Origin of the sequence: Corynebacterium argentoratense (assembly GCF_021491455.1) — a bacterium.
GTDB classification, from domain to species: Bacteria; Actinomycetota; Actinomycetes; order Mycobacteriales; family Mycobacteriaceae; genus Corynebacterium; species Corynebacterium argentoratense_A.
The window spans coordinates 1-21,869 of the sequence record NZ_JAKETN010000005.1; the positions used below are offsets into that span (position 1 = coordinate 1).

The following is a 21,869-nucleotide window of genomic DNA, read 5'->3' on the forward strand; positions in this document are numbered from 1 at the left end:
GCAGGCTCGAGCACCTGCGCGGGATCGCCCTGGGCTTCAGGAATCTCAACCACTACATCTTGCGGTGCTTGATCCACTCCGGACAGCTGCAGGGGAAGATCAACGCACTCTAAAAACGGAAGAGCCATTAAACTGTTGGCCTGAGCACCGCTGGTTGGTAGCTATCAGTGGGATGCACGTGACCGCCCCCTTTTTTGGGTTCGGCCACACCTTATGGCACGCCACTGGGCCTGGCTAGGAAGTTCAAGTCTTCTTTCACCGTGTAGGGTCCAGTATCGCGTACATGCGTACAGGGCAATGAGCCCGTGGTACAGGGTATCGATTACTACCACGCATCCGGGATAGTGAGGGTCGGGTTTGGGGTTTTACCAGCGCATGAACTGAGTGTGGCAACGCCCTTGTCGATATGGCGCTACTGATCGTCTCACCATTGCAGACACGTACGTAATAACGTACGCTCTAGGTATGACTGCCATCGCCGCCACTAATGCTCGCTCTCAGCTATATCGGCTCATTGACCAAGTCAATGCTGATGCTGAACCAATCACAATCACCGGTGCTCGGGGCAATGCCGTGCTGGTCGGGGAAGACGACTGGCGAGCGATCCAAGAAACCATCCACTTGAGCTCTATCCCTGGAATGACTCAGTCAATCCAGACCGCTCGCAGCGAGGGGATCGAAGCCGGCTCCGAGGAGCTCGACTGGTGAGCACGTGGCGCGTGGTCTTCTCCCGCTTAGCGCAAAAGGACGCGAAAAAGCTCGCAGCGTCGGGCCTTAAGCGCAAGGCACAGGCACTGCTCGAGTTGCTCGGCGAAGATCCATTCGCGACACCACCCCGTTACGAAAAACTGGTGGGTGACCTTAGCGGTTGCTACTCACGCCGAATAAACATCCAGCATAGGCTGGTCTACGAGGTCTTCCCCGACGAGCAGGTGGTGCACGTATTGCGCATGTGGACCCACTACGAATAGCTCGAGCCGCCCTATGACCGAACGTCCGTCCTATTCAAAAACACAGCAGCAACTACGAAAGCTATGACAGTGGAAAACAGGGCGGCAACGGCATAGGGGATGAATGACCCCCACGTGAGGTTCTGCGCATTCGCGCTCGCCGTGTTTCCCATCCACATGACGCTGGTCAACATAGCGGGTGCAAGACCGTAGGTGGCAGCCGTCGCACCCCCAACCAAAACACCGATAGAGAGAACGGATGCAACAAGCGCAATACCAATGGGCGCGGTAAAAGACCTGATAAGCATCGATAGCAACGACTGCCACGCCACCACAGCAATCCCCGGGACTACTGCCAGTATGAGCGGCAAAACCATGCCTGCCGCCAGCTGTCCTGGCACCCCAACACAAAGCCTAGAGCCAGGGCGCACACAATGAACACGAGCTGCATCACGGCCATCAACACAACGATTGCACTAGTTTTCACACGTCGCATAGAGATATAGGCGCAACCAACACAATGACCCCGACGCTCAGCTGCGGCTGCCACGGCGCTCATGCTACCGACAGCAAGCCCTACGCATCGTCATACCCAGGTATGTTTTTGCGCCCCTAGGCCTCTTCTGATTCCAGTTCTGATTCCGGCAGGGCTGCGCGCTGCGACAGGCCGTTGCCGACCACGGTGCACACCGCCAGCACACCAACCACCGCAAGGGACAGGAGCATCGGCGCGACCAGACCATTATTGCCCAGTGTGCTCAAGCCCAACGCCGGGTAGTTCACCGGCATCAAAGCGTTGACAATTTCCCACCCGCGGCCAAGCTCTACCGCAGTGGACTGCTTCCACGCCCAGGTCACGACACCAATTTGAACTGCGACAGTAGCAAAAATCAGCGGCATTCCGACTGCTGGTCCCAGTGCCCGGCGCGCCCACTGGGTGCCTGCTGTCGCCCCATAGGCTGCAACGGTCAGCAGAATCCAGGCCTGCACGACCCCAGCGGCTGTCGCCGTGCCTGCCAAGATGGCGTAGGTGACGGTAGCGGTTGTAGAAATCGCAAGAACCTGCCACCAATCCTTCTTCGCGTTGATGCGGGTCAGCGTTGCGCCAAGCAGCGTGGCTGCCGCAATGAGTACTGCATACAGTGGGGGCAGGCTGCCGCGTTCGGCAGGGGCGGCGTCATCAGTGTTGTTTCCGCTTGTTGACGCCGCGGGGGTTGCGCTGGTGCGTGGGAGTGCGCGTTGGACGCCTGCGACGGCGTCTTGGTTTTTTGCGGACATGTCGGCGATTTTTGTGGCGCCCTGGTCGAGTTGGCCGATGCCATCGGTGGCTTGCTTGGCCACGCTGTCTAGTTCACCGGTGGCTTCGGATAGTTGCTTTGCGCCTTGTGCTGCTTTGTAGATTCCGTCGTGGTAGCCGTAGCCGGGGACCGCGAGTTGGTTAGCGACTTCGCGGGAACCACTGCGCAGCTGGTCGAGTTTGTCGGCGAGTTCGCCGTCGATGCCGAATTGTTCGGCTTGGGTGCGCAATTCCTTGAGCTGGCCGCGGAGGTTGACGATGTCGGGGTCTTGTGAGCGGGCGAGTTCTTTGTCCGCTTGGTCCATGGCGCCCAGGACTTGGGACTGAATGACGGCTACTGCTTGCACCTGTTCAACGGCTTGGGCGACTCCGTCGGCGACTTGGGTGGCTCCGTTGCCGAGCTGCCCCGTGCCGGCTTGGAGTTGGATGAGCCCCTGGTTGAGCTGTTCTGCGCCGTCGTGCAGTTGTGCGGCACCGTCGATGATCTCGCCGGATCGGCTACTGAGTTGCCCGATGCCGCCCTTGAGCTCTTGGACGCCGGTGTCGAGGAACCCTGCTTGGGCTGCGGCTTCGCCCGCCGCGCGGCGAGCTTCGGTGAGAGCTTGGGCTGTGGTGGCGTCAATCTGCGCACTGGGGGCCCCTTCGGGTTCTTCGGGCCCGGTCCAGGTGGATGCGATGCCGGTGTCGGTCGTCGCAGTATAGGTTGCGCCGCAGGCGACGGTGGCCACGGCTGCGAGCGCGAGAAGTATCTGGGGGGTGCGCGACTTTAGCCTCATGCTTGATGAATGTAGGGGTTTTGCGGCTGCCTTATTGATAGGCGCACCGGGCAAGCGCGGGACTAAACACTGGTAACGTTGGAAAACGGTGAAAATGTGACGATCGTAGGTGGAAAAGCCCCGTGTCTTTGATGATTGTTCTTGGCATAGCAGCTTTAGCTGTTGTGTGCTCCCCTGTGCTGGTCCGGGTTATGGACCGCGCAGCGGGTGTACCTTTGGGACTGATGTATGTTGCCGCAGCCGGCGTGTTGGCGGGCACATTCCCCACCGTTTTTGCAGTTGGCGGGGATGGTTCGGGGGCGGTCGAATGGTCGGCCAGGTGGGTGCGGGATTTCCCCGCACCTGGTCAGCATATTGACGTCGCGTTCCGTGGCGATGCGCTCAGCGTGTTCTTCGCGATGCTTGCGCTGTGTGTGGGCGCGGTGGTGTTCATCTATTCGGCGAGCTATTTGCACCATAAGGACTCGAATACGAGTTTTTATGTGATCATGTCGGCGTTCATGCTGGCTGTGTTGTTGCTGGTGCTGGCTAATGACATTGTGGTGCTGTTTATCGCTTGGGAGTTTGTCTCTATTGGCTCCTTCTTCTTGATCGCGCGCGCTGGTTCCGGTGGCGAAGCGGGAGCTATCCGCACGTTGGTGTTGACGTTCACCGGCGGTTTGTCCCTTTTGGCCGCCACTGCGATCACCGCTACAGCAGCTGGCACCACTGATTTGCATGAGATTTTGCAGTCGGAGTTTTGGGTAGAGCGGCCAGGCATGGCGACCGCCTTGGCTGTGTTGTTTGCTGTGGCGGCGTTTACGAAGTCTGCCCAGTTGCCCTTTCACTTCTGGTTGCCTGAGGCGATGGCTGCGGCCACCCCCGTGTCGGCGTTTCTGCATGCTGCTGCGGTGGTGAAGGCCGGTGTGTACGTGCTGCTTCGTTTCTCCGCAGTGTTCCATGACAACCATGTGTGGAATGTTCTGTTGATCGGCGTTGGCATGTCCACTGCCGTGATGGCCTCGCTATTCGCTATTCAAAAGACCGACCTGAAAAAGCTCACTGCTTATTCGACGGTGTCCCACCTTGGTTGGATTGTTGCCACCATTGGTGTTGGAACCCCTTTCGCTTTGGCGGCTGCTGCGGTGCACACCCTGGCGCACGCCATGTTCAAGTCTTCGCTGTTCATGCTGATTGGCGTGATTGACCACCAAGCACATAGCCGTGACGTGCGCCGCCTAGGAAAAATGTACAAGCAGCTGCCCTTCACATTCACAGCTGTGGTCATCGGCGCTTTGTCGATGGCGGCTATTCCACCGATGTTTGGCTTCGTGTCCAAGGAAGCCATGCTGGAGGCCTTCACCGGTGCACCGTTAGCTAACGGCGGTGTAATCGTTTTGCTTATCGCCGCGTTCAGTGGCGCTGTTTTCACCATGACCTACTCCACCCGGCTGGTGTTCGGCGCGTTTGTCGACGGTCGCCGTGACATGTCGGAGGTACGCGAAGCACCTGTGCGCCTGTGGCTGCCTGCCGCGTTGCCCGGCGTGGCGTCATTACCCATCGTCTTTTTCCTATCCCGTCTGGACTCCCCCATCGATTCCTTGGTGGCGGCCGCGGCCCCCACGGCGCATCCGGCCCACCTGCATTTGGCACTGTGGCATGGCATCACGTTGCCCTTCCTGATTTCCGCGGTAGCTATGTGCGTGGCGCTAGTGATGGTGGCTTACCGTCACGCACTGTTTGAGTGGATCACCCCGAAGAACTTCTTCCCGACAACCGGTAACGATCTGCTCAATAAGCTCTACAACCGTTCACAAAAGTGGGGTCGTTTTGCGGCGTCAATGGCGGATTCCCTCAGCCCTTCACGTCACTTGACCTACCCGCTGCTGCTGATCCTCTATCTCGCCGGTGGGGTGCTGCTGAGCCCCGGCTCGACGGGTATCGAGCTTGCGCCGCGTGTTCCGGGGATTGACCAGCCGATGGATGTACTGCCGCTGATCATCGTGGTCGTGAGCGTGCTGGCGCTGGTGCGCACCCACAATCGTCTGTTGGCTGTGGTGTTGCTGGGCATCGCAGGCGTCGGTGTGACCCTGCAGATTTTGCTGTTGGGCGCGCCCGACGTTGCCCTCACGCAGTTCCTGGTGGAGCTGCTGATTGTGGTCGTGATGATGATGGTTGTCCGCTTCCAGCCCACGGATTTCCTACAGACGGGCAACACCAAGAAGTTTTCCGCTGGCACCTTGGCGGTGTTGGTTGGTATCGTGACGTTCATCGGCGTGTACACGCTGGTGGGTCGCCACGGTCGGCCGGATTTGGCGATGTGGTACCTGCAGGAAGCCCCCGGCATTTCGGGCGGCAATAACGTTGTCAACACGATCCTGGTTGAGTTCCGTGCGCTGGATACCATGGGTGAGCTCAGCGTGTTGGGCATGGCTGGTGTGGTGATCGCCGCGGTGGTCGGCTCGATCCCCCGCCATAGTCGGGATGAGGACACTCCCGCGCCCTTCGGTATGGAGCTCAGCAACTCAATCCCGCTGCGCACAGTGTTGAAGGTGCTGTCGCCGGTGCTGCTCGTGTTGAGCTTTGTCATCTTCATGCGTGGCCACAATGCCCCTGGTGGTGGCTTTATTGCTGCTCTGGTGGCCAGCGGTGCGATCATGTTGGCTTACTTGTCTAAGCCTGCTGACCGTCGGATTGTTCGCCCCAACCTGCCGTTCATCCTGACTGGTGTGGGCATGTTGACTGCCCTTGGCTCTGGGTTCCTTGGTTTGTTGAAGGGGTCCTTCCTCTTCCCGATCCACGGACATATCGCTGGCGAGCACGTGACGACCTCCATGATTTTTGACGTCGGTGTGTTCCTCGCGGTACTCGGAATGGTCACGTTGGCTATCAATGCTTTGGGTGGGACTCGGCGCCCGGGCGTGGACAAGGTGCTGCTGCCTTTCATTCGCAGCACGTCGAATCCACTGCCTGCGTCGGATGTTCACAAACAGGCCCGCGCGGAGCGTGAGGCTCAAACCTCGCCGGTGCATTCGGTGGTTGGCGCCCGCTTCATCCCCAGCGCTACGACCCCCAACGCTACGAATGGTGGGGCTAGCGCGCAGACGGTTGCCCCACCCGGCGAACAGAAAGAGGATGATCGCCGATGATTATCGCCTTGACTATTGCTGTGTTGATGGCTGGCGGTGTCTACTTGGCGCTCCAGCGCGGAATGGTCCGCATTGTTATTGGCATGGGTTTGATTAGCCATGCGACCAACTTGATTATTTTGGCTGCGGGTATCGGCGCATGGCGCGGTGAGCCTTTCGCTGGGCGCACATCTATTGATGACGCCGCGGACCCTCTGCCCCAGGCTTTCGTGCTGACGGCAATTGTGATCACGATGGCGACGACGGCATTCATGTTGGCTTTGGCGGCGTTGGGCCGCTCGGATGATACGCGTAGTGCGGAGGACCCTGAGCATGAGTCTTCTTTGGATTCGCGTGCGCGTAAGGCCTCCCCTATTTCTCCGACTAGTCGTCGTGGACGCCGTGTGCATGCTGTGCATGAGGCTGAGCGGCAGCGGCACGAGAAGCAACAGCAGAAGCAACACGATGGTGCGAGCAGTAGCGTTCAAGACACTCATGGCGCTCAGGGCACTCAAGGAGCTGAGCAGTAGATGATGACGCAGATGTTTGCTGCAGCAGGCGCTTCCCACGGCGCGGCCTTGGATGCTGCCTCGATGCTGCCGCTGTTTGTGGCGGTTCCTTTGGTTGCTGCTGCGCTGGCTGTGATTGTCCGTGGGGTGGCACGCGATGTGCTGCACTTCGCGGTGCCGGCGCTCGGCATTGTTGCTGGCCTGTGGCTGTATTCCGCCACCTATGATGCCCCGTTGGCCCATAACGTTGGCCTGTACACGGGTGGTGTCGCCATCCCGTTTGTCGCCGATGGTGTGACTGCGTTGATGATTGTCGCGACGTCATTGGTGGCGCTAACGGCTAACTGGTTCGCCACTGTTGTGGGGGAAACCCGCGCTCGGTTCTATCCGGCGTTGGCGCTGATGCTGACGGCGGGTGTCAACGGCGCGTTGATGACGGGTGATTTGTTCAACCTGTTTGTGTTTATCGAAGTGATGCTGCTGCCCTCTTACGGCCTGATTGCTATGACGGGCACGTGGTCGCGTCTGGCGGGCGGCAGGATGTTCGTGTTGGTGAACCTGGCGACGTCGACTGTGCTGCTGATTGGTGTGAGCTTGGTGTACGCCACCTATGGGTCGGCGAACATTGCGGTGCTAGCCGGCGCGGCGCGTGGTGACAAGCCTGTTGTTGTGGCGATGGGTTTGGTGGTGATCGCGCTGGTTGTGAAGGCCGGTGTGTTCCCTGTTCACACCTGGCTGCCCCGCACGTACCCCGGGACGTCTCCGGCTGTCATGGCGCTGTTTTCCGGCCTGCACACAAAGGTTGCGGTGTACGCACTGTTCCGCATCTTCACGGTGGTGTTCGGTCTGGATACTCGCTGGTCGGACCTGATTATGATCTTCACGATCGCGTCGATGATGGTCGGTTCTTTCGCTGGTTTGGGCGAGTACACGATGCGCCGTGTGGTTGCCTATCAGATGGTGGGCGGCATGCCATTCATCGTGATCATGTTGGCTTTTGTTGCCTCCGATCCGAAGTCGGCGCTGGCCGCTGGTTTGTTCTACATGCTGCACCACATGGTTACTATCGGCGCGTTGGTGTTGACGACCGGTGCGATCGAGGAAACCTACGGCACGGGGCGTCTGCACCAGTTGTCTGGTCTGGCGCGGCGTGATCCTTTGGTCGCTGCCGTGTTTGTGATGGGCGCGTTTTCGATCGTTGGTTTGCCGCCGTTTTCCGGTGTGTGGGCGAAGGTTTTCGCCGTGATGGAGATTGCGCGCTCGGGTGATACCCAGGCGTGGGTTGCCATTGGGGTGATTATTGTTGCGTCGCTTGGTGCGCTGTTTTCGATGCTGCGCCTGTGGCGTGAGGTGTTCTGGGGCAAGGATACGGATGCGGAACGCACTCCGCCGGGCCTTGTGGTGACGTTGCCGCGTCTGGCCCCGGCTGCTGCTATGGCGGCTGTGTCCTTGGCTATGTTCGTTGCGGTTGGCCCGTTGTTTGCTGCAGTGGATCATGCTTCCGCCCAGTTGGTTGATGTGGATAGTTACCAGCACGCTGTGTTGGGCGATCCTGCTGATGCAGTCGGAGAGGGGCATTAGGATGCGATTGTTTGCCCATTGGGTTGTGTATTCGTTGTGGCTGATTGGCCAGGTGTTTGCTGGTGCGTGGTCGATCGCTGTTGATGCTCTTCGGCCGCAGTCTCAGATGCATCCTGCGGTGGTGCGCTATCCGCTGCGGGTGACCTCTGATGCGTTGGTGACGGCGTTTTCGACGTCGATCACGATGACTCCCGGCACCATGAGCATTGGTGTGATTGATGACGCCGCGGGGGTTCCGGAATACTTGCTGGTGCAGGCCGTTTTTGGTGCGGATGAGCAGGAAGTTTTGGACGGTTTGGCCGATATGGAACGTAGGCTGTGGCCTGCGGTGGAAGGGGCTTAAGGTGTTGAATTTTGAGTCTGTACCGACTTGGTTTGGTTGGGTTTCGTGCGCCGGAATTGCAGCGTTCGCGTTGTGTATTGGGGTCGGTTTGGTGATTGTTGTGCGCACCCGCAGTGCTGCGGTTCGGATTGTGATGTCCGATCTGATTTTCTACGGGATGGTCGGCGTGTTCCTGGTGTGGAGCGTGTTTGCTGACGTCTCTATTGTCTTCGAAGTTGCTGTGCTGGCGGCGTTGCTTGGTGGCCTGTCTACAGTGTCGTTGGCCCGGATGCTGTCTAGGGGGCGCCGCTAATGCTTAGTGTTGTTGCTGCCGTGTTGTTTGTTGCTGCGGCTGTGGCCGCAGTCGTTACGGCTATCGCTGTAGTGCGAGCCCCGGATGCTTTGTCCAAGGTCAATGTGATGAGCGTTCTGAGCTATGTTGCGTTGCCACTGGCGGTCATCGGGGTGTTTGTCCAGGACACCGCTGTGGGCGGGTTTGACTGGCACAATCTTGTTCGCGTGGTTTTAGCTGTTATGGGCCTGCTTGTGGTGGCTAGCGTGTCGAACTTCTATGTTGGTCGCTCCATCTACAACACCGAACAGGAGCAGCACACAACATAATCAGTGTCATGTAGGCATAATGCCGACGAAAGGGCGGGCATGTTTCTCGACTTCAAGAAACATGCCCGCCCTTTTTGACCCCTTAGACGGCCTTACTTAGCTGCCTGGAAAAGCTCCTTCACGCGAGCACCAAGGTCAGCGTCAACGTTGGTCCAGTACTCGTAGCACTGCTGCTCAACACGCTCGTTCACACCACCCATGGCACGCGCAATGTTGCCCGCCAAGCGTTCGCGCGCGGCGTCATCAAGCACCTCGCGCACAAGGATGCCAGCCTGGATGAAATCATCATCCTCGGCATGCTGCACGTAAGCACCACGAGTGAAGTCAGTACCGTGGGTGTCCCACAGGCCCAGATCGCCAGCAACACCAACAGTCACACCGGAACCGGAAGAACCCTCAGGATCCAAAGCACCATTGTCGCGGCCCTCACCATTAGGCGAGTACACCGGCTGAGTCGGAGCCTGGAAAGAGTACGTCATCGCACCATCCTGCGAGTAGGAATTCACAGGGCACACCGGAGCATTCACCGGCAACTGCTCGGAATTCGCACCCACGCGGTAACGATGCGCATCAGCGTAAGCGAAACCACGAGCGATCAGCATCTTATCCGGGGAGAACCCGATACCGCGAACCAAGTTAGAAGGCGCAAACGCAGCCTGCTCGATCTGAGCGAAGAAATTCTGCGGGTTGCGGTTCAACTCGAAATGACCAACGTGGATCAACGGGTAATCCTTGTGCGACCAAGTCTTCGTCAGATCGAAGGGGTTGTAGCGGTAGCCTTCTGCCTCGTCGACCGGCATGATCTGCACCTTGACATCCCAGACGGGGAAGTCGCCGCGCTCGATAGCTTCGTACAGGTCGGTGCGGGAGGAATCGGCGTCCTGACCTGCAAGCTCGGTCGCCTCAGCATCGGTGAGGGTTTCCCAGCCCTGACGGGTCTTGAAGTGGTACTTCACCCAGAAACGCTCGCCAGCTTCGTTAATCCACTGGTAGGTGTGGGAACCGAAGCCGTCCATGTGGCGGAAGTCCTTCGGGATGCCGCGGTCGCCCATGAGGTAAGTGACCTGGTGTGCGGACTCAGGAGTGCGGGTCCAGAAATCCCACTGCATGTTCGCATCACGCAGGCCGGAACCCGGGAGGCGCTTCTGGGAGTGAATGAAGTCGGGGAACTTGATGCCGTCACGGATGAAGAACACGGGGGTGTTGTTGCCGACGATGTCGTAGTTCCCCTCAGAGGTGTAGAACTTCAGAGAGAAACCGCGGACGTCACGCCATGCATCGGGAGAGCCCTGCTCACCGGCGACGGTGGAGAAGCGGGCGAGCATCGGGGTGACGGTGCCCTTCTGGAACAGTGCCGCGCAGGTGTACGGGGACATATCCTCGGTGACGGTCAGCTCGCCGAAAGCGCCGGAGCCCTTAGCGTGGACGACACGCTCCGGGACACGCTCACGGTTGAAGTGGGCGAGCTTTTCGATCAGGTGGAAGTCGTGCAGTGCGACGCTTCCCTGCTGGCCGGTGGTGATGGAGTGGTTCTCGCTGGCAACAGGAGCGCCAGCGAGAGAGGTGGCAGCGCCGTGGGCGACGGGGCACTGGCCGCGGCTGACGATGTCGTCAACGTTGGGCATGTTGTTGGATGCAGACTGGTTGGTCATGCGTTGCTCCTTTTATACGAAGTGTGGGAGTTATGCTCCCGGGCCGGTGTTGCAGCGGGGGCTGGTCCTCTGCATCACTTAAGCACTCTGCTTAAGTTGGCCCTATGAATTTCTAACAATTCATAAGATACACCTCTATAGGAAAAGCCGCAAACCATTTCGAGCCAATCAATTGGAAACCTATTAATAATTACCTATGATCGGGCACGCACCACTCAGCCAGCGCACACGACAGCTTGTCACACCCTACGCACTACCCTGGAAAGTCACTAGGCAAAAGCACCCCCTGCTAAAGTAGAACACCGTGACCTATGCCGACGTAGAAACCGACGCCTACGTCACCCAGCTAGCGCTCAAAGCCGGCCGTGGTGACCGTCAGGCCCTCGATGAATTCATCAGTGCCACACACAAAGACGTCTGGCGTTTGCTCGCGCACCTCAGCAGCCCCGACACTGCCGATGACCTCACCCAAGAAACCTTCTTGCGCGTCCTAGGGGCACTGCCCCGCTTCGCCGCACGCTCCAGCGCCCGCACATGGATCCTTTCCCTTGCGCGCCGCACATGGGTAGATAGCATCCGCCACGATCGAGCCCGACCGCTGAAGTCCGCAACCGAATACGAAGACGCACAAGCTACCACCCCGACGTCTAATTCTTGGTCCGAGTGGGTCGACGCCCGATTGCTCATCGACGAGCTGCCAGAAGAGCGGCGTGAAGCATTGATCCTCACCCAAGTATTGGGATTTAGCTACGAAGAGGCCGCGAAAATCGCCGGCGTTCGCGTAGGAACTATCCGGTCCCGCGTCGCCCGCGCCCGCGCCGACATCATCGCAGCCTCCACCGAAACCAACAGCGGCGAAGACTCGCCCGGACTGCGCGTCATCTAAAAAACAGCGCATCAAAAAACGCATAACGCCCGCCAGCACTAAACAGTGCGGCGGGCGTTATTTAACCCGTCGGGCCCCGCGGGGCCCGACTAAGTTGTGATGTTACTTGCGGCGGCGACCAGCGACGAAAGCGCCAGCGGCCATCAGTGCAGCGCCGAAGCCAGCGAGGCCAGCAACGTCAGCACCGGTGTTAGCAAGCACGCGCTTCTCGGAAGCGGCGGGAGCCTGCTGCTTTGCAACACCCTTCTCAATGCCCTTCACGGGAGCTTCAGCAGCCGGAGCCTCTGCAACAGGAGCTGCAGGAGCCGGGGTGGAGGAACCAGTGGAGGAACCAACCAGAGCCGGGATCAGCGGAATAGCAGCAATGGGGATCAACCAACCGGGCACGTCAGAGGAACCAGAGGGGTTGCTGGGCTTGTGACCGGGGTTACCGGGATCTTCTTCCGGAGGGCAATCGCAGGTCTCGGTGACCTTCTCGAGGGAGCCATCTTTGAAAGCGATGGGGTTGCCGTAGAGGGTCTTGCCGTCCTTCTTAGCCTCTTCCGTCATCTTCTTGATCTTCTCGACGTCCCACTCGCCGGTGACCTTCATGGTCGCCTCTTTGTTGGCGTTCTTGATCTTGTCGAAGCCCTTCTCACCGTAGTCCTTGGTGAAGACACCAGCCCAACCACTGTAAGCGTCGATCGGGGAAGCGAACTTGACGGTAGCTTTCTTGCCCACCACAGTTACCTCGGAAGGAACCATCTTGTTCTTGTAAGGCTGTTGCTTACCACCGACAGCAGGCAGGTAACGGTCGACGTACCAGCTGGTAGCGTCAGAAGCCACGTAGCCTTCATCCGGAAGATCGATAGTGATCTCAGCGGTGCTCATCGGGTAGTCGGTAGCGAACACCGGGCGCCAAGCGATGATGCTCTTGCCGAGTAGGTAATGCTGCATCTCAACGTTGCCGGGACCAGCGCCCTCGGGGTTCTTGTCACCCTCAGGGTTGAAGTTCGGGTGGTTGTTGGGATTCCAGACCTTCTTGGTGAAGCCGTTGTTGGAGTAGTCCTTCAGATCCATGTTGAATACTGCAGCACCCTCGAGGTTGACCTTATTGCTGATGGTCTCGGTGGTGCGGGTGCAGTTGTTGCAACCCTTGTCGTTGGTGAATTTCTCTTCGGTCTTAACGACCTCGCCACGGGTGAAACCGTTTTCGGGCTGAACGTAGCCGTTATCGCCGATGTTCAGAGCAGGCTTTTCGCCCTCTTTTTCACCTTCAGCTTCTTTACCCGGTGCAGCCTTAGCACCGTCCGCTGCCGGCTGCTTGTCTTCAGCAGGTGCCGGTGCAGCCTTAGCGCCGTCCGCTGCCGGCTGCTTGTCTTCAGCAGGTGCCGGTGCAGCCTCAGCGGGAACCGACTGCTGAGCCTCTTCAGCGAAAGCAGGTGCAGCATGCACACTCAAAGCGAAAGCGGACGCAGCCGCTACAGCAGCAAAAGAACGCCGCATAATAAACTCCTAAAAAAATTGGACAAACTTCTCTGGTCACGCTAGCACTGATGACAGGAAATTTCCATAAAAGGGGACATATCCACAGGATTTCAGTAAAATTCCAGCTCAACGCCGTCATTAGACTACACCCCAGACCCCTACTGCGCAACTACTTCAACAAAGTAAGCGCTGCAATTGTCAACACTGTGGTACACACGGTGGCACAAGAAAACCACACGCAGTGAAAGGAGCACACCAATGCGCCCACACCGGCTAGCCAACAACACAAAAAGGGCGGTCGACGAAAAACACCGCGACCACCCTTTTTCCACCCCCAGCGCACAAAAACTAGCGCACCAACAACTCAGCAATCTGAATCGTATTCAACGCAGCACCCTTGCGCAGATTGTCACCAGAAACAACAAGCACCAAACCCTTGTTGTCATCCACCGACTGATCCTGACGAATACGACCCACCAATGACGGGTCCTTCCCCGCAGCATCCAACGGCGTCGGAACATCCACAACCTCAACCCCCGCGGCGTCATTAAGAACCGCAACGGCCTGCTCAGGGGTAATCGCACGCTCAAACTCAGCATGAATCGTCAACGTATGCCCAGTAAACACAGGCACACGCACACAAGTGCCAGCAACCTTCAAATCCGGCAAACCAAGAATCTTCCGAGACTCATTACGAAGCTTCTGCTCCTCATCAGTCTCCAAAGACCCATCATCAACCAAATTGCCAGCAAACGGCAAAGCATTAAACGCAATCGGAGCAACATAAGGACCGAACTCAGAATCCGCCACGGTCTCGCGCATGACAGAACCATCATGCGTCAGCTCCACATTACGATCACCGATCTCCGCAACCTGCTTCGCCAACGTCTCCACACCAGCCAAACCAGAACCAGAAACCGCCTGGTAGCTAGACACATGCAGACGAACAAGCCCCGCGGCGTCATGAAGCGGCTTCAACACAGGCATCGCAGCCATCGTCGTGCAGTTCGGATTCGCAATAATGCCCTTCGGAACCTCATTCAGAGCCTCCGGGTTCACCTCCGACACAACCAAAGGAACCTCAGGATCCTTACGCCACGCCGAAGAATTATCCACCACACGGGCACCAGCCTGCGCAAACAACGGCGCGTACTCACGCGAAGCCGCACCGCCAGCAGAAAACACCGCGACGTCAATACCCTGCAAAGACTCAACAGTCTGAGCCGTCACATCCTCAACAACAATGTCCTCGCCGCGGAAAGACAACGACTGCCCAGCAGAACGCGGGGAAGCAAAGAAACGCACCGTATCCACCGGAAAATTACGCTCCTCCAGCAAGGTACGCATCACGCGACCCACCTGGCCGGTAGCACCAACAACAGCGACAGTAGTCATAACAACAAGCTCCCTTTAACGGCCTGTACCAGCGTAAACAGTGGCCTCTTCCTCGCCACCCAATTCGAAGGCATCATGCAGAGCCTTCGCAGCAGTCTTCACATCCGCCTCACGCAAGATCACAGAAATGCGGATCTCAGAAGTCGAAATCAACTCAATGTTCACACCCGCATCACGCAAAGCCTCACAGAACACCGCAGTAACCCCCGGGTGGGACTTCATGCCCGCACCAATCAGCGACACCTTGCCAATCTGATCGTCATACAGCAAGTTCTCGCACGTGCCCTCCGACTGCAAGCGCTTCAGCAACTCCATCGCACGCGGCCCATCAGCACGCGGGCACGTAAACGTAATATCCGTGCGGTTGTCCTCCAACGAAGACACATTCTGCAACACCATATCGATGTTGATCTCATTGTCCGCAAGAACACGGAAAAACTTCGCAGCCTCCCCCACCGTGTCCGGAATACCCAGAACGGTCACCTTTGCCTCAGACGTATCGGTGGCTACGCCAACCAGGGTTGCTTCTTCCACGGGGATCTCCTCCATCGAACCGGCAACCAACGTGCCGGGGTCATTGCTGTACGAAGAACGAACACGAATCGGCACATCAAAAGCGCGCGCATACTCCACGCTTCGAAGCACCAAAATCTTGGAACCCACAGCTGCGAGCTCCAGCATCTCCTCAAAGGAGATCTTTTCAAGCTTCTGAGCGTTCGGCACAATACGCGGATCAGCGGTGTACACACCATCAACATCCGAGTAAATCTCGCACACATCAGCTTTCAGCGCAGCCGCCAAGGCAACAGCAGTAGTATCCGAACCACCGCGGCCTAGGGTTGTGACGTCGCGGGTGTCCTTGTTGACACCCTGGAAACCGGCCACCAAACAAATTTTGCCCTCATCGAGAGCCTCACGGACACGCTCCGGAGTGACATCCACAATGCGCGCGTTACCGTGACGTTCCGTTGTAAGAACACCCGCCTGCGAACCAGTGAATGACTGTGCCTTCGCACCATAAGATTCGATCGCCATGGCAACCAAAGCATTCGAAATGCGCTCGCCAGCAGTCAGCAGCATGTCCATCTCACGAGCCGGCGGAACCGGGTTCACAGCGGCAGCAAGGTCGAGCAGCTCATCAGTCGTGTCCCCCATAGCCGAGCACACCACCACAACATCGTGCCCGCGCTTCTTCGTGGCAACAATTCGTTCGGCAACGCTGCGGATACGCTCCGGAGACTCCAGCGACGAACCGCCATACTTTTGCACAATCAGTGCCACGAGGATTCCACCTTTCAGAAGACAGGTATCTTACTTCCCGCTAATGCTACCGCACCACAACCCACCTACAGCCACAAGCTAGCCAAAAGCACATAACAAACAGTCCCCACCAGAATTGATGACGCCGCGGAGCGCCGCCACCAATGCACTCCAACGGTCACCATCACAGCCGCAACAACCGCAACATAACCGCGCCCACCCCCAGCCGTTACGGCATCATCGAGCACACCACGCACACAATAAACCACCAGCACGACCATCACCCCCACCGGCATAAACAAACGCAACACCCGCGCGAAACCCGAGCGCGCCACCATACGCGCTGCCACAAAAGGTAGCCAACGCAACAACACAGTCACCCCGCCCACAGCCAGCAACACCGACAACGCATATGCCGGAGTAATCCCCTGCGGCAAGCCCCACGCACCAGGAGAATTAACGCCCCACACGAGACGAACCCCCAAGAACATATGCCCCCAACAGCAACAACCAATACGCACTCAACGCCGCAGCCAACATCCGACCAGGCACCACAACAGAAGCCACAACCCCCACTAGCGCAGCCGCTCCTACCGGCAACCACCAACGGCCGGGCGGCAATGACTCCAACGCCAAAACAATAAACAGCGCGGTCAACGCGAACTCCACGCCATGCACACCCTCCGGCACCACATACGACGCCACCGCGCCCACAATACCCGACACAACCCACACGGACTGGCACACCACATGCACCACCAACAACTCACGGCCTGACAGTTGCAACAAACCCTGAGTGGAACTCTGCTCAGCAAGCCCATGCGAGTCGGCTGGATTGAAGGAACAATCAGTAGCCCGAGCGGGATCAGCCACCGGTCCCACAGCCCGAACCGCCGACACAATCGCATACGTCTCATCTGTCAACGAGTACGTCACATACGCCCGGGCCAACCTCCCCCGCACCACCTCCCGCGGATACGTCAAGCCATAAAAGATATGGCGAAAATTCACCATCAACGACGTCAGCGCAGCACCCGCAACGCTCACCCCACCCACAACCAAACCCACACCCAAAAACTCCATCGAACCCGCATAAATGAGGACAGAAAACAACGGCGCCCACCACCAAGCAAACCCCGACCGCGCAATCAACACGCCAAACGCCAACCCCAACGGCACCAAACCCACCGACACCGCAAACAACTGGGGACCGACAGTCGAACGCGACGTCATTAATCACATCTTCCTACACCGAACATGGCACACAAAAACAACTAAACAGCAGGTAAAAGAGATCAGAAAAGAGCACGAGACCGCGACATTCCACTCCAGGAAATGCTAACATCTACGCAAATCCCGTACCAATCTACTAGGGTTTTTCGGGTGCATAACTCCTACCTAGCGGTGCTCTTCGCGTTCGCCTCGGCAATGACCATTGCCTGGGGTACCGTCGTGCGACACCGCATCGCCCAAGACGCCCCAGGGGACAGTCGCGAAGCATTCGTCGCTGCCCTGCGGCAACCCATGTGGTGGGCAGGAACATCCACAGCACTCATCGCCTACGGTCTCCAAGCAGTCGCCTTCGGCTTCGGCACCGTGCTCATCGTGCAACCAATCCTGGTGCTCAAACTGATGCTGACCTTCCCTCTCGAAGCACACTACGCACGACGCCGCATCGGTTTCGGAGAGATGTTCTGGTCCGGTGTACTGACTGCCGCCGTCGCCATCCTGGTCATCATGGGTAAACCGGCCGCAGGGCTCACCCACCCGCCACTGAACAGGTGGATCCTCGCACTTATCATCGGCATCGCAGGCTTCTTACTACTGGACTACATCGCCAAGCGCGGACCCCAAAAATATAAAGCACTGCTGCTGGGCGTCATCACTGGCGGAATCTTCGGCTATGTCGCCGTACTGTCCAAGGCTGTGGTGGACATCTTCCTCCACTACGGTCCACTGGGCCTGGTGCTCAACTGGGAGCCCTACATGCTCGTGTTCTCCGCGACCGTCGGAACCGTCATGCAGCAATTTTCCTTCAACGCCGGCAACCTCAAACAGTCCCTGCCAGCGATGACCATCGGCGAACCCATCGTCGCATTCACCCTCGGCTACCTCATCCTCGGCGAGAAATTCCAAATCGAAGGCATCCAATACCTCTGGATGGGCGCTGCTCTCATCGCAATGTTCGCAGCCGCCATCGCACTGTCTATTAAAGGTGCCGAAACAACCGCCGAAGAAGATGCAGAAGCCACAGGTTCTGACAGCGAGGCTTCACCTGCACAAAGCACCGACGCTTAAACCCCACAAGTATCAGAGCGCTCGACCCTCTTAGGGTCACTGCAGGAAACAGTAGAATAAAGGGCAACGCCGTACACGCGAACCAGGCCTCGGACCGCTACAACCTCCCAGCCCGCCGCAACACAACGCGACGTCATCACCCCCATTTTGGAAAGACCATCCCACACAGTGGTATGGTCGGTCACATGTTTACAGCACCCCACCCCAGCCCACACGGGCACACGCGTGGGCAAATCAACGGGCTACTTACGCGCCGCGGCGGACACCAAGGTTAACAGCCGGACCGCCGCGGACACTCTCGCTTGCCGGCAGCACCCCGCAACACTTCCACACAGCCGCACACCCCGCGGCACCAAAGAAAAGGAAAGCCCCATGGCAAACGACACCTTCTTCACCGCCCCCGCAGAAATCACCACCCCAACCGGCGACCGCGCACCCGGCCAACCCGCATGGAACAAACAACGCAACTCCTCCATGCCCGTCGACCGCTACCAACCCTTCGCCCAAGAAGTCGAAGACATCCGCCTGCCCGACCGCACCTGGCCCGACAAAAAAATCACCCACGCACCCCAATGGTGCGCCGTTGACCTGCGCGACGGCAACCAAGCACTGATCGACCCTATGTCGCCCGAACGCAAACGACGCATGTTCGACCTGCTGGTCAAAATGGGCTACAAAGAGATCGAAGTCGGCTTCCCCTCCGCCTCCCAAACCGATTTCGACTTTGTACGCGAAATCATTGAAGGCGACCGCATCCCCGACGACGTCACCATCCAAGTACTCGTCCAAGCACGCGAACACCTGATCCGCCGCACCTTCGAAGCCTGCGAAGGCGCCAAAAACGTGATCGTGCACTTCTACAATTCAACGTCTATCCTGCAGCGCCGCGTTGTCTTCCGCAAAGACAAAGAAGCTATCAAAAAACTGGCCACCGACGCCGCCGAGCTGATCAAAAAAATCGCCAAGGACTACCCCGGCACCAACTGGCGCTGGGAATACTCCCCCGAGTCCTACACCGGCACCGAACTGGCCTACGCCAAAGAAGTCTGCGACGCCGTCGTCGAGGTCATGGACCCCACACCCGACAACCCCATCATCATCAACCTGCCCTCCACAGTGGAGATGATCACCCCCAACGTCTACGCCGACTCCATCGAGTGGATGAGCTGCAACCTGAACCGCCGCGACTCCATCATCCTGTCCCTGCACCCCCACAACGACCGCGGCACCGGCGTCGCAGCAGCCGAGCTGGGCTACATGGCCGGCGCCGACCGCATCGAAGGCTGCCTGTTCGGCAACGGCGAGCGCACCGGCAACGTCTGCCTGGTCACCCTGGGCCTGAACATGCTGACCCAAGGCGTCGACCCGCAAATCGACTTCTCCGACATCGACCAGATCCGCCGCACCGTCGAATACTGCAACCAACTGCGCGTTCCTGAGCGCCACCCCTACGGCGGCGACCTGGTATTCACCGCGTTCTCCGGCTCCCACCAAGACGCCGTCAACAAGGGCCTCGACGCCATGGCAGCCAAAGTCACCCCAGGCGGAACCCACAGCAGCGTTGCATGGGAACAGCTGCGCGGCGAACAGTGGGAAGTCCCCTACCTGCCGATCGACCCCAAGGACGTCGGCCGCAACTACGAGGCCGTCATCCGCGTCAACAGCCAATCCGGCAAGGGCGGCGTCGCTTACATCATGAAGACCGACCACGGCATCGACCTCCCCCGCCCCATGCAGGTCGAGTTCTCCTCGGTGGTGCAGGCCGTCACCGACGCCGAGGGCGGCGAAGTCGCATCCAAGCAGATGTGGGACATTTTTGCCACCGAATACCTGGACGCCACCACCCCCTTGGAGCAGGTCAGCGTAGCTATTGACGCCGCGTCTACCGAACGCGACGAGGCCCGCATCACGGTCGATATCGTGCTGCGCGGCGAGGCCATGAAGATCGAGGGCCGCGGCAACGGCCCAGTCGCTGCCTACGCGAACGCCCTGGAAAGCGTCGGGATTGACGTCGAGGTGCAGGAGTACACCCAGCACGCTCGCTCCGCCGGTGACGATGCAGAGGCTGCGGCCTATGTACTGGCGGACGTCAATGGGTCGAAGTTCTGGGGCGTCGGTATCGCCGGCTCCATTACCTACGCTTCCCTGAAGGCAGTTACTAGCGCAGTCAATCGCGCCCTGAGCTAATCAGCGCAGCGCCCACGATGGGCGCTGCACCCATTGCACATAGAGAAGTCGTACAAAAAAACCGGCAGATTTTGCTTCCGGCGGTTTATTTTCCCAGGTGGCCGTCGCACAAAGGGCAAATCTGCCGGTTTTCTGTATCCCATGGAGCGGCGAAAGAACGGCGAATGAGGCAACCTGCACCGCCGCGAGGACCACTCGCCCCATCTAGGGGGGGTAAGGTTCCCCCTAAAACGAACACAGTCCTACACTTGTGAAATCACGACAAGGCCCAACGGGCCCCACCCGCACCAGCCGTAGAAAGGCACACGTTATGTCCCCTTCGCGCCCCACTCCCCCGGCCCTGAAGCGCCGCGTACCGAAGTACAGCGACCTTGCGCCTCTGATGCAGTTCGCTAAGCCGACGCTCGATTTCAAGGAACGTCGCCTGTCTAAAGCCGCGAACGTGTGGGACTTGCGGGCGATCGCTAAGCGCCGCACGCCTACTGCGCCGTTTGATTATGTCGATGGTGCTGCTGAGGACGAGATTTCGATCAACAAGGCCCGGCGCGCGTTTCGCGAGATCGAGTTCCAGCCGGGTGTGCTGCGTAACGTCGCTGATGCGGATTTGAGCACGACTATTTTCGGCCGCGAGTGGTCGATGCCTTTGGCGATTGCTCCGACGGGCTTCACTCGGATGATGCATTCCGAGGGTGAATATGGTGGCAGTGCTGCGGCGGCTGATGCCGGCATCGCCTACACCTTGTCCACGATGGGTACGGCTTCGATGGAGGACGTCGCGGCGCATGCTCCGGAGGGTGAGCGCTGGTTCCAGTTGTATCTGTGGCGTGAACGTGAGCGCAGCAAGGAGCTGGTGCAGCGGGCTGCGGATGCTGGTTTTTCAACGCTAGTCGTGACGGTGGACACTGCCGTGGCTGGTGCTCGTTTGCGGGATGTGCGTAATGGCATGACTATTCCGCCTCAGTTGACGGCGAAGACGGTTGTTGACGCCGCGTACCGTCCGGAATGGTGGTTTAACTTCCTCACGCACGAGCCGCTGAGTTTTGCTTCTTTGTCTCGCCATTCTGGAACGGTGGCGTCTTTGGCGGATAGCATGTTCGACCCGACGTTGACTTTTGATGACCTGGATTGGATCCGGGATTTGTGGAAGGGCAACTTGGTGGTGAAGGGCTTGCAGACCGTGGAGGACGCGCGGCGTTGTGCCGACCATGGTGCTGATGGTTTGGTGGTGTCGAACCATGGTGGCCGCCAGTTGGACCGTGCGCCGGTGCCTCTTCATTTGCTTCCGCAGGTGCGTGAGGCTCTGCCGGATATGGTGCTTGGTTTGGACACGGGCATCATGTCGGGTGCTGATGTGTTGGCGGCGGTTGCCCATGGTGCTGATTTCTGCTTCATTGGTCGGGCTTACCTGTACGGTTTGATGGCTGGCGGCAAGGAGGGTGTGGATCGCACTTTGGAGATCATGCGTGACGAGATGACCCGCACATGCAAGCTGTTGGGCGTCAATAAGTTGGATGAGCTCACTCCGGAGCATGTCAAGCTCAACGCCTCTGTCTAAACTCGT

General features: G+C 58.6%; 20 protein-coding genes. 12 read left to right on the forward strand and 8 right to left on the reverse strand.

Annotated features, from left to right (window positions below; genetic code table 11):
• Nucleotides 1-465 precede the first annotated feature (465 nt).
• Both L1C91_RS07350 and L1C91_RS07355 read left to right on the forward strand, forming a co-directional pair.
• On the forward strand, nucleotides 466-708 hold the full coding sequence (locus L1C91_RS07350; protein ID WP_234858699.1) for a type II toxin-antitoxin system Phd/YefM family antitoxin: 243 nt from the start codon (nucleotides 466-468) through the stop codon (nucleotides 706-708).
• Nucleotides 705-971, forward strand: coding sequence for a Txe/YoeB family addiction module toxin (locus L1C91_RS07355; RefSeq protein WP_234858700.1), 267 nt, complete (start codon nucleotides 705-707; stop codon nucleotides 969-971). The genes L1C91_RS07350 and L1C91_RS07355 overlap by 4 nt, the downstream gene beginning before the upstream one ends.
• 11 nt (nucleotides 972-982) lie before the next feature.
• On the opposite strand, the gene L1C91_RS07360 is transcribed toward L1C91_RS07355, so the two are convergent.
• Nucleotides 983-1,351 carry a hypothetical protein gene (locus tag L1C91_RS07360; protein WP_234858701.1) on the reverse strand — a complete coding sequence of 123 codons (369 nt, stop codon included), beginning with the start codon at nucleotides 1,349-1,351 and terminating at the stop codon, nucleotides 983-985.
• Between the two features lie 211 nt (nucleotides 1,352-1,562).
• The gene (locus L1C91_RS07365) at nucleotides 1,563-3,023 is read right to left on the reverse strand and encodes a hypothetical protein (RefSeq protein WP_234858702.1); all 1,461 of its coding nucleotides are present in this window, start codon (nucleotides 3,021-3,023) and stop codon (nucleotides 1,563-1,565) included.
• A gap of 122 nt (nucleotides 3,024-3,145) precedes the next feature.
• Here L1C91_RS07365 and L1C91_RS07370 point away from each other — a divergent pair, with 122 nt between their 5' ends.
• Genes L1C91_RS07370 through L1C91_RS07395 form a run of 6 tightly spaced genes read left to right on the forward strand, consistent with a single transcriptional unit; the run spans nucleotide 3,146 to nucleotide 9,163 of the window.
• Nucleotides 3,146-6,151 carry a DUF4040 family protein gene (locus L1C91_RS07370; protein ID WP_234858703.1) on the forward strand — a complete coding sequence of 1,002 codons (3,006 nt, stop codon included), beginning with the start codon at nucleotides 3,146-3,148 and terminating at the stop codon, nucleotides 6,149-6,151.
• Nucleotides 6,148-6,660 (forward strand): cation:proton antiporter subunit C, encoded by a 513-nt coding sequence (locus tag L1C91_RS07375; RefSeq protein ID WP_234858704.1) that lies wholly within the window; start codon nucleotides 6,148-6,150, stop codon nucleotides 6,658-6,660. The genes L1C91_RS07370 and L1C91_RS07375 overlap by 4 nt, the downstream gene beginning before the upstream one ends.
• A gap of 3 nt (nucleotides 6,661-6,663) precedes the next feature.
• Nucleotides 6,664-8,220 (forward strand): monovalent cation/H+ antiporter subunit D family protein, encoded by a 1,557-nt coding sequence (locus L1C91_RS07380; protein WP_234858818.1) that lies wholly within the window; start codon nucleotides 6,664-6,666, stop codon nucleotides 8,218-8,220.
• Nucleotides 8,156-8,563, forward strand: coding sequence for a monovalent cation/H+ antiporter subunit E (locus L1C91_RS07385; RefSeq protein ID WP_082091695.1), 408 nt, complete (start codon nucleotides 8,156-8,158; stop codon nucleotides 8,561-8,563). The genes L1C91_RS07380 and L1C91_RS07385 overlap by 65 nt, the downstream gene beginning before the upstream one ends.
• 1 nt (nucleotide 8,564) lies before the next feature.
• Nucleotides 8,565-8,855: a monovalent cation/H+ antiporter complex subunit F gene (locus L1C91_RS07390; RefSeq protein WP_234858705.1), complete on the forward strand. Its 291-nt coding sequence runs from the start codon at nucleotides 8,565-8,567 to the stop codon at nucleotides 8,853-8,855.
• Nucleotides 8,855-9,163: a monovalent cation/H(+) antiporter subunit G gene (locus tag L1C91_RS07395; protein WP_234858706.1), complete on the forward strand. Its 309-nt coding sequence runs from the start codon at nucleotides 8,855-8,857 to the stop codon at nucleotides 9,161-9,163. Before L1C91_RS07390 ends, L1C91_RS07395 begins: the two co-directional genes overlap by 1 nt.
• Before the next feature lie 92 nt (nucleotides 9,164-9,255).
• On the opposite strand, the gene L1C91_RS07400 is transcribed toward L1C91_RS07395, so the two are convergent.
• Nucleotides 9,256-10,815 carry a catalase gene (locus L1C91_RS07400; protein ID WP_328219671.1) on the reverse strand — a complete coding sequence of 520 codons (1,560 nt, stop codon included), beginning with the start codon at nucleotides 10,813-10,815 and terminating at the stop codon, nucleotides 9,256-9,258.
• A 304-nt stretch (nucleotides 10,816-11,119) separates the two neighbouring features.
• Here L1C91_RS07400 and L1C91_RS07405 point away from each other — a divergent pair, with 304 nt between their 5' ends.
• Nucleotides 11,120-11,701: an RNA polymerase sigma factor gene (locus L1C91_RS07405; RefSeq protein WP_234858707.1), complete on the forward strand. Its 582-nt coding sequence runs from the start codon at nucleotides 11,120-11,122 to the stop codon at nucleotides 11,699-11,701.
• Between the two features lie 102 nt (nucleotides 11,702-11,803).
• On the opposite strand, the gene L1C91_RS07410 is transcribed toward L1C91_RS07405, so the two are convergent.
• The 5 genes from L1C91_RS07410 to L1C91_RS07430 all read right to left on the reverse strand — a co-directional run bounded on the left by L1C91_RS07410 (nucleotide 11,804) and on the right by L1C91_RS07430 (nucleotide 17,056).
• Entirely contained in the window at nucleotides 11,804-13,186 is a 1,383-nt protein-coding gene (locus L1C91_RS07410; protein ID WP_234858708.1) for an LPXTG cell wall anchor domain-containing protein, read from the reverse strand.
• Nucleotides 13,187-13,516: 330 nt separating this feature from the next.
• Nucleotides 13,517-14,563: an aspartate-semialdehyde dehydrogenase gene (locus tag L1C91_RS07415; RefSeq protein ID WP_234858709.1), complete on the reverse strand. Its 1,047-nt coding sequence runs from the start codon at nucleotides 14,561-14,563 to the stop codon at nucleotides 13,517-13,519.
• Between the two features lie 15 nt (nucleotides 14,564-14,578).
• Nucleotides 14,579-15,844 carry an aspartate kinase gene (locus tag L1C91_RS07420; RefSeq protein ID WP_234858710.1) on the reverse strand — a complete coding sequence of 422 codons (1,266 nt, stop codon included), beginning with the start codon at nucleotides 15,842-15,844 and terminating at the stop codon, nucleotides 14,579-14,581.
• A gap of 65 nt (nucleotides 15,845-15,909) precedes the next feature.
• Nucleotides 15,910-16,293 carry an AzlD domain-containing protein gene (locus L1C91_RS07425; protein ID WP_234858711.1) on the reverse strand — a complete coding sequence of 128 codons (384 nt, stop codon included), beginning with the start codon at nucleotides 16,291-16,293 and terminating at the stop codon, nucleotides 15,910-15,912.
• Nucleotides 16,280-17,056 (reverse strand): AzlC family ABC transporter permease, encoded by a 777-nt coding sequence (locus L1C91_RS07430; protein ID WP_234858712.1) that lies wholly within the window; start codon nucleotides 17,054-17,056, stop codon nucleotides 16,280-16,282. Before L1C91_RS07430 ends, L1C91_RS07425 begins: the two co-directional genes overlap by 14 nt.
• Before the next feature lie 150 nt (nucleotides 17,057-17,206).
• Here L1C91_RS07430 and L1C91_RS07435 point away from each other — a divergent pair, with 150 nt between their 5' ends.
• From L1C91_RS07435 to L1C91_RS07445, 3 genes are all read left to right on the forward strand, one after another.
• Nucleotides 17,207-18,121 carry a DMT family transporter gene (locus L1C91_RS07435; protein WP_234858713.1) on the forward strand — a complete coding sequence of 305 codons (915 nt, stop codon included), beginning with the start codon at nucleotides 17,207-17,209 and terminating at the stop codon, nucleotides 18,119-18,121.
• Between the two features lie 372 nt (nucleotides 18,122-18,493).
• Entirely contained in the window at nucleotides 18,494-20,308 is a 1,815-nt protein-coding gene (gene leuA / locus L1C91_RS07440) for a 2-isopropylmalate synthase (protein WP_234858714.1), read from the forward strand.
• Between the two features lie 310 nt (nucleotides 20,309-20,618).
• Nucleotides 20,619-21,863, forward strand: a complete 1,245-nt coding sequence (locus L1C91_RS07445) for an alpha-hydroxy acid oxidase (RefSeq protein ID WP_234858715.1) — start codon at nucleotides 20,619-20,621, stop codon at nucleotides 21,861-21,863.
• The last annotated feature ends 6 nt before the right edge of the window (nucleotides 21,864-21,869 follow it).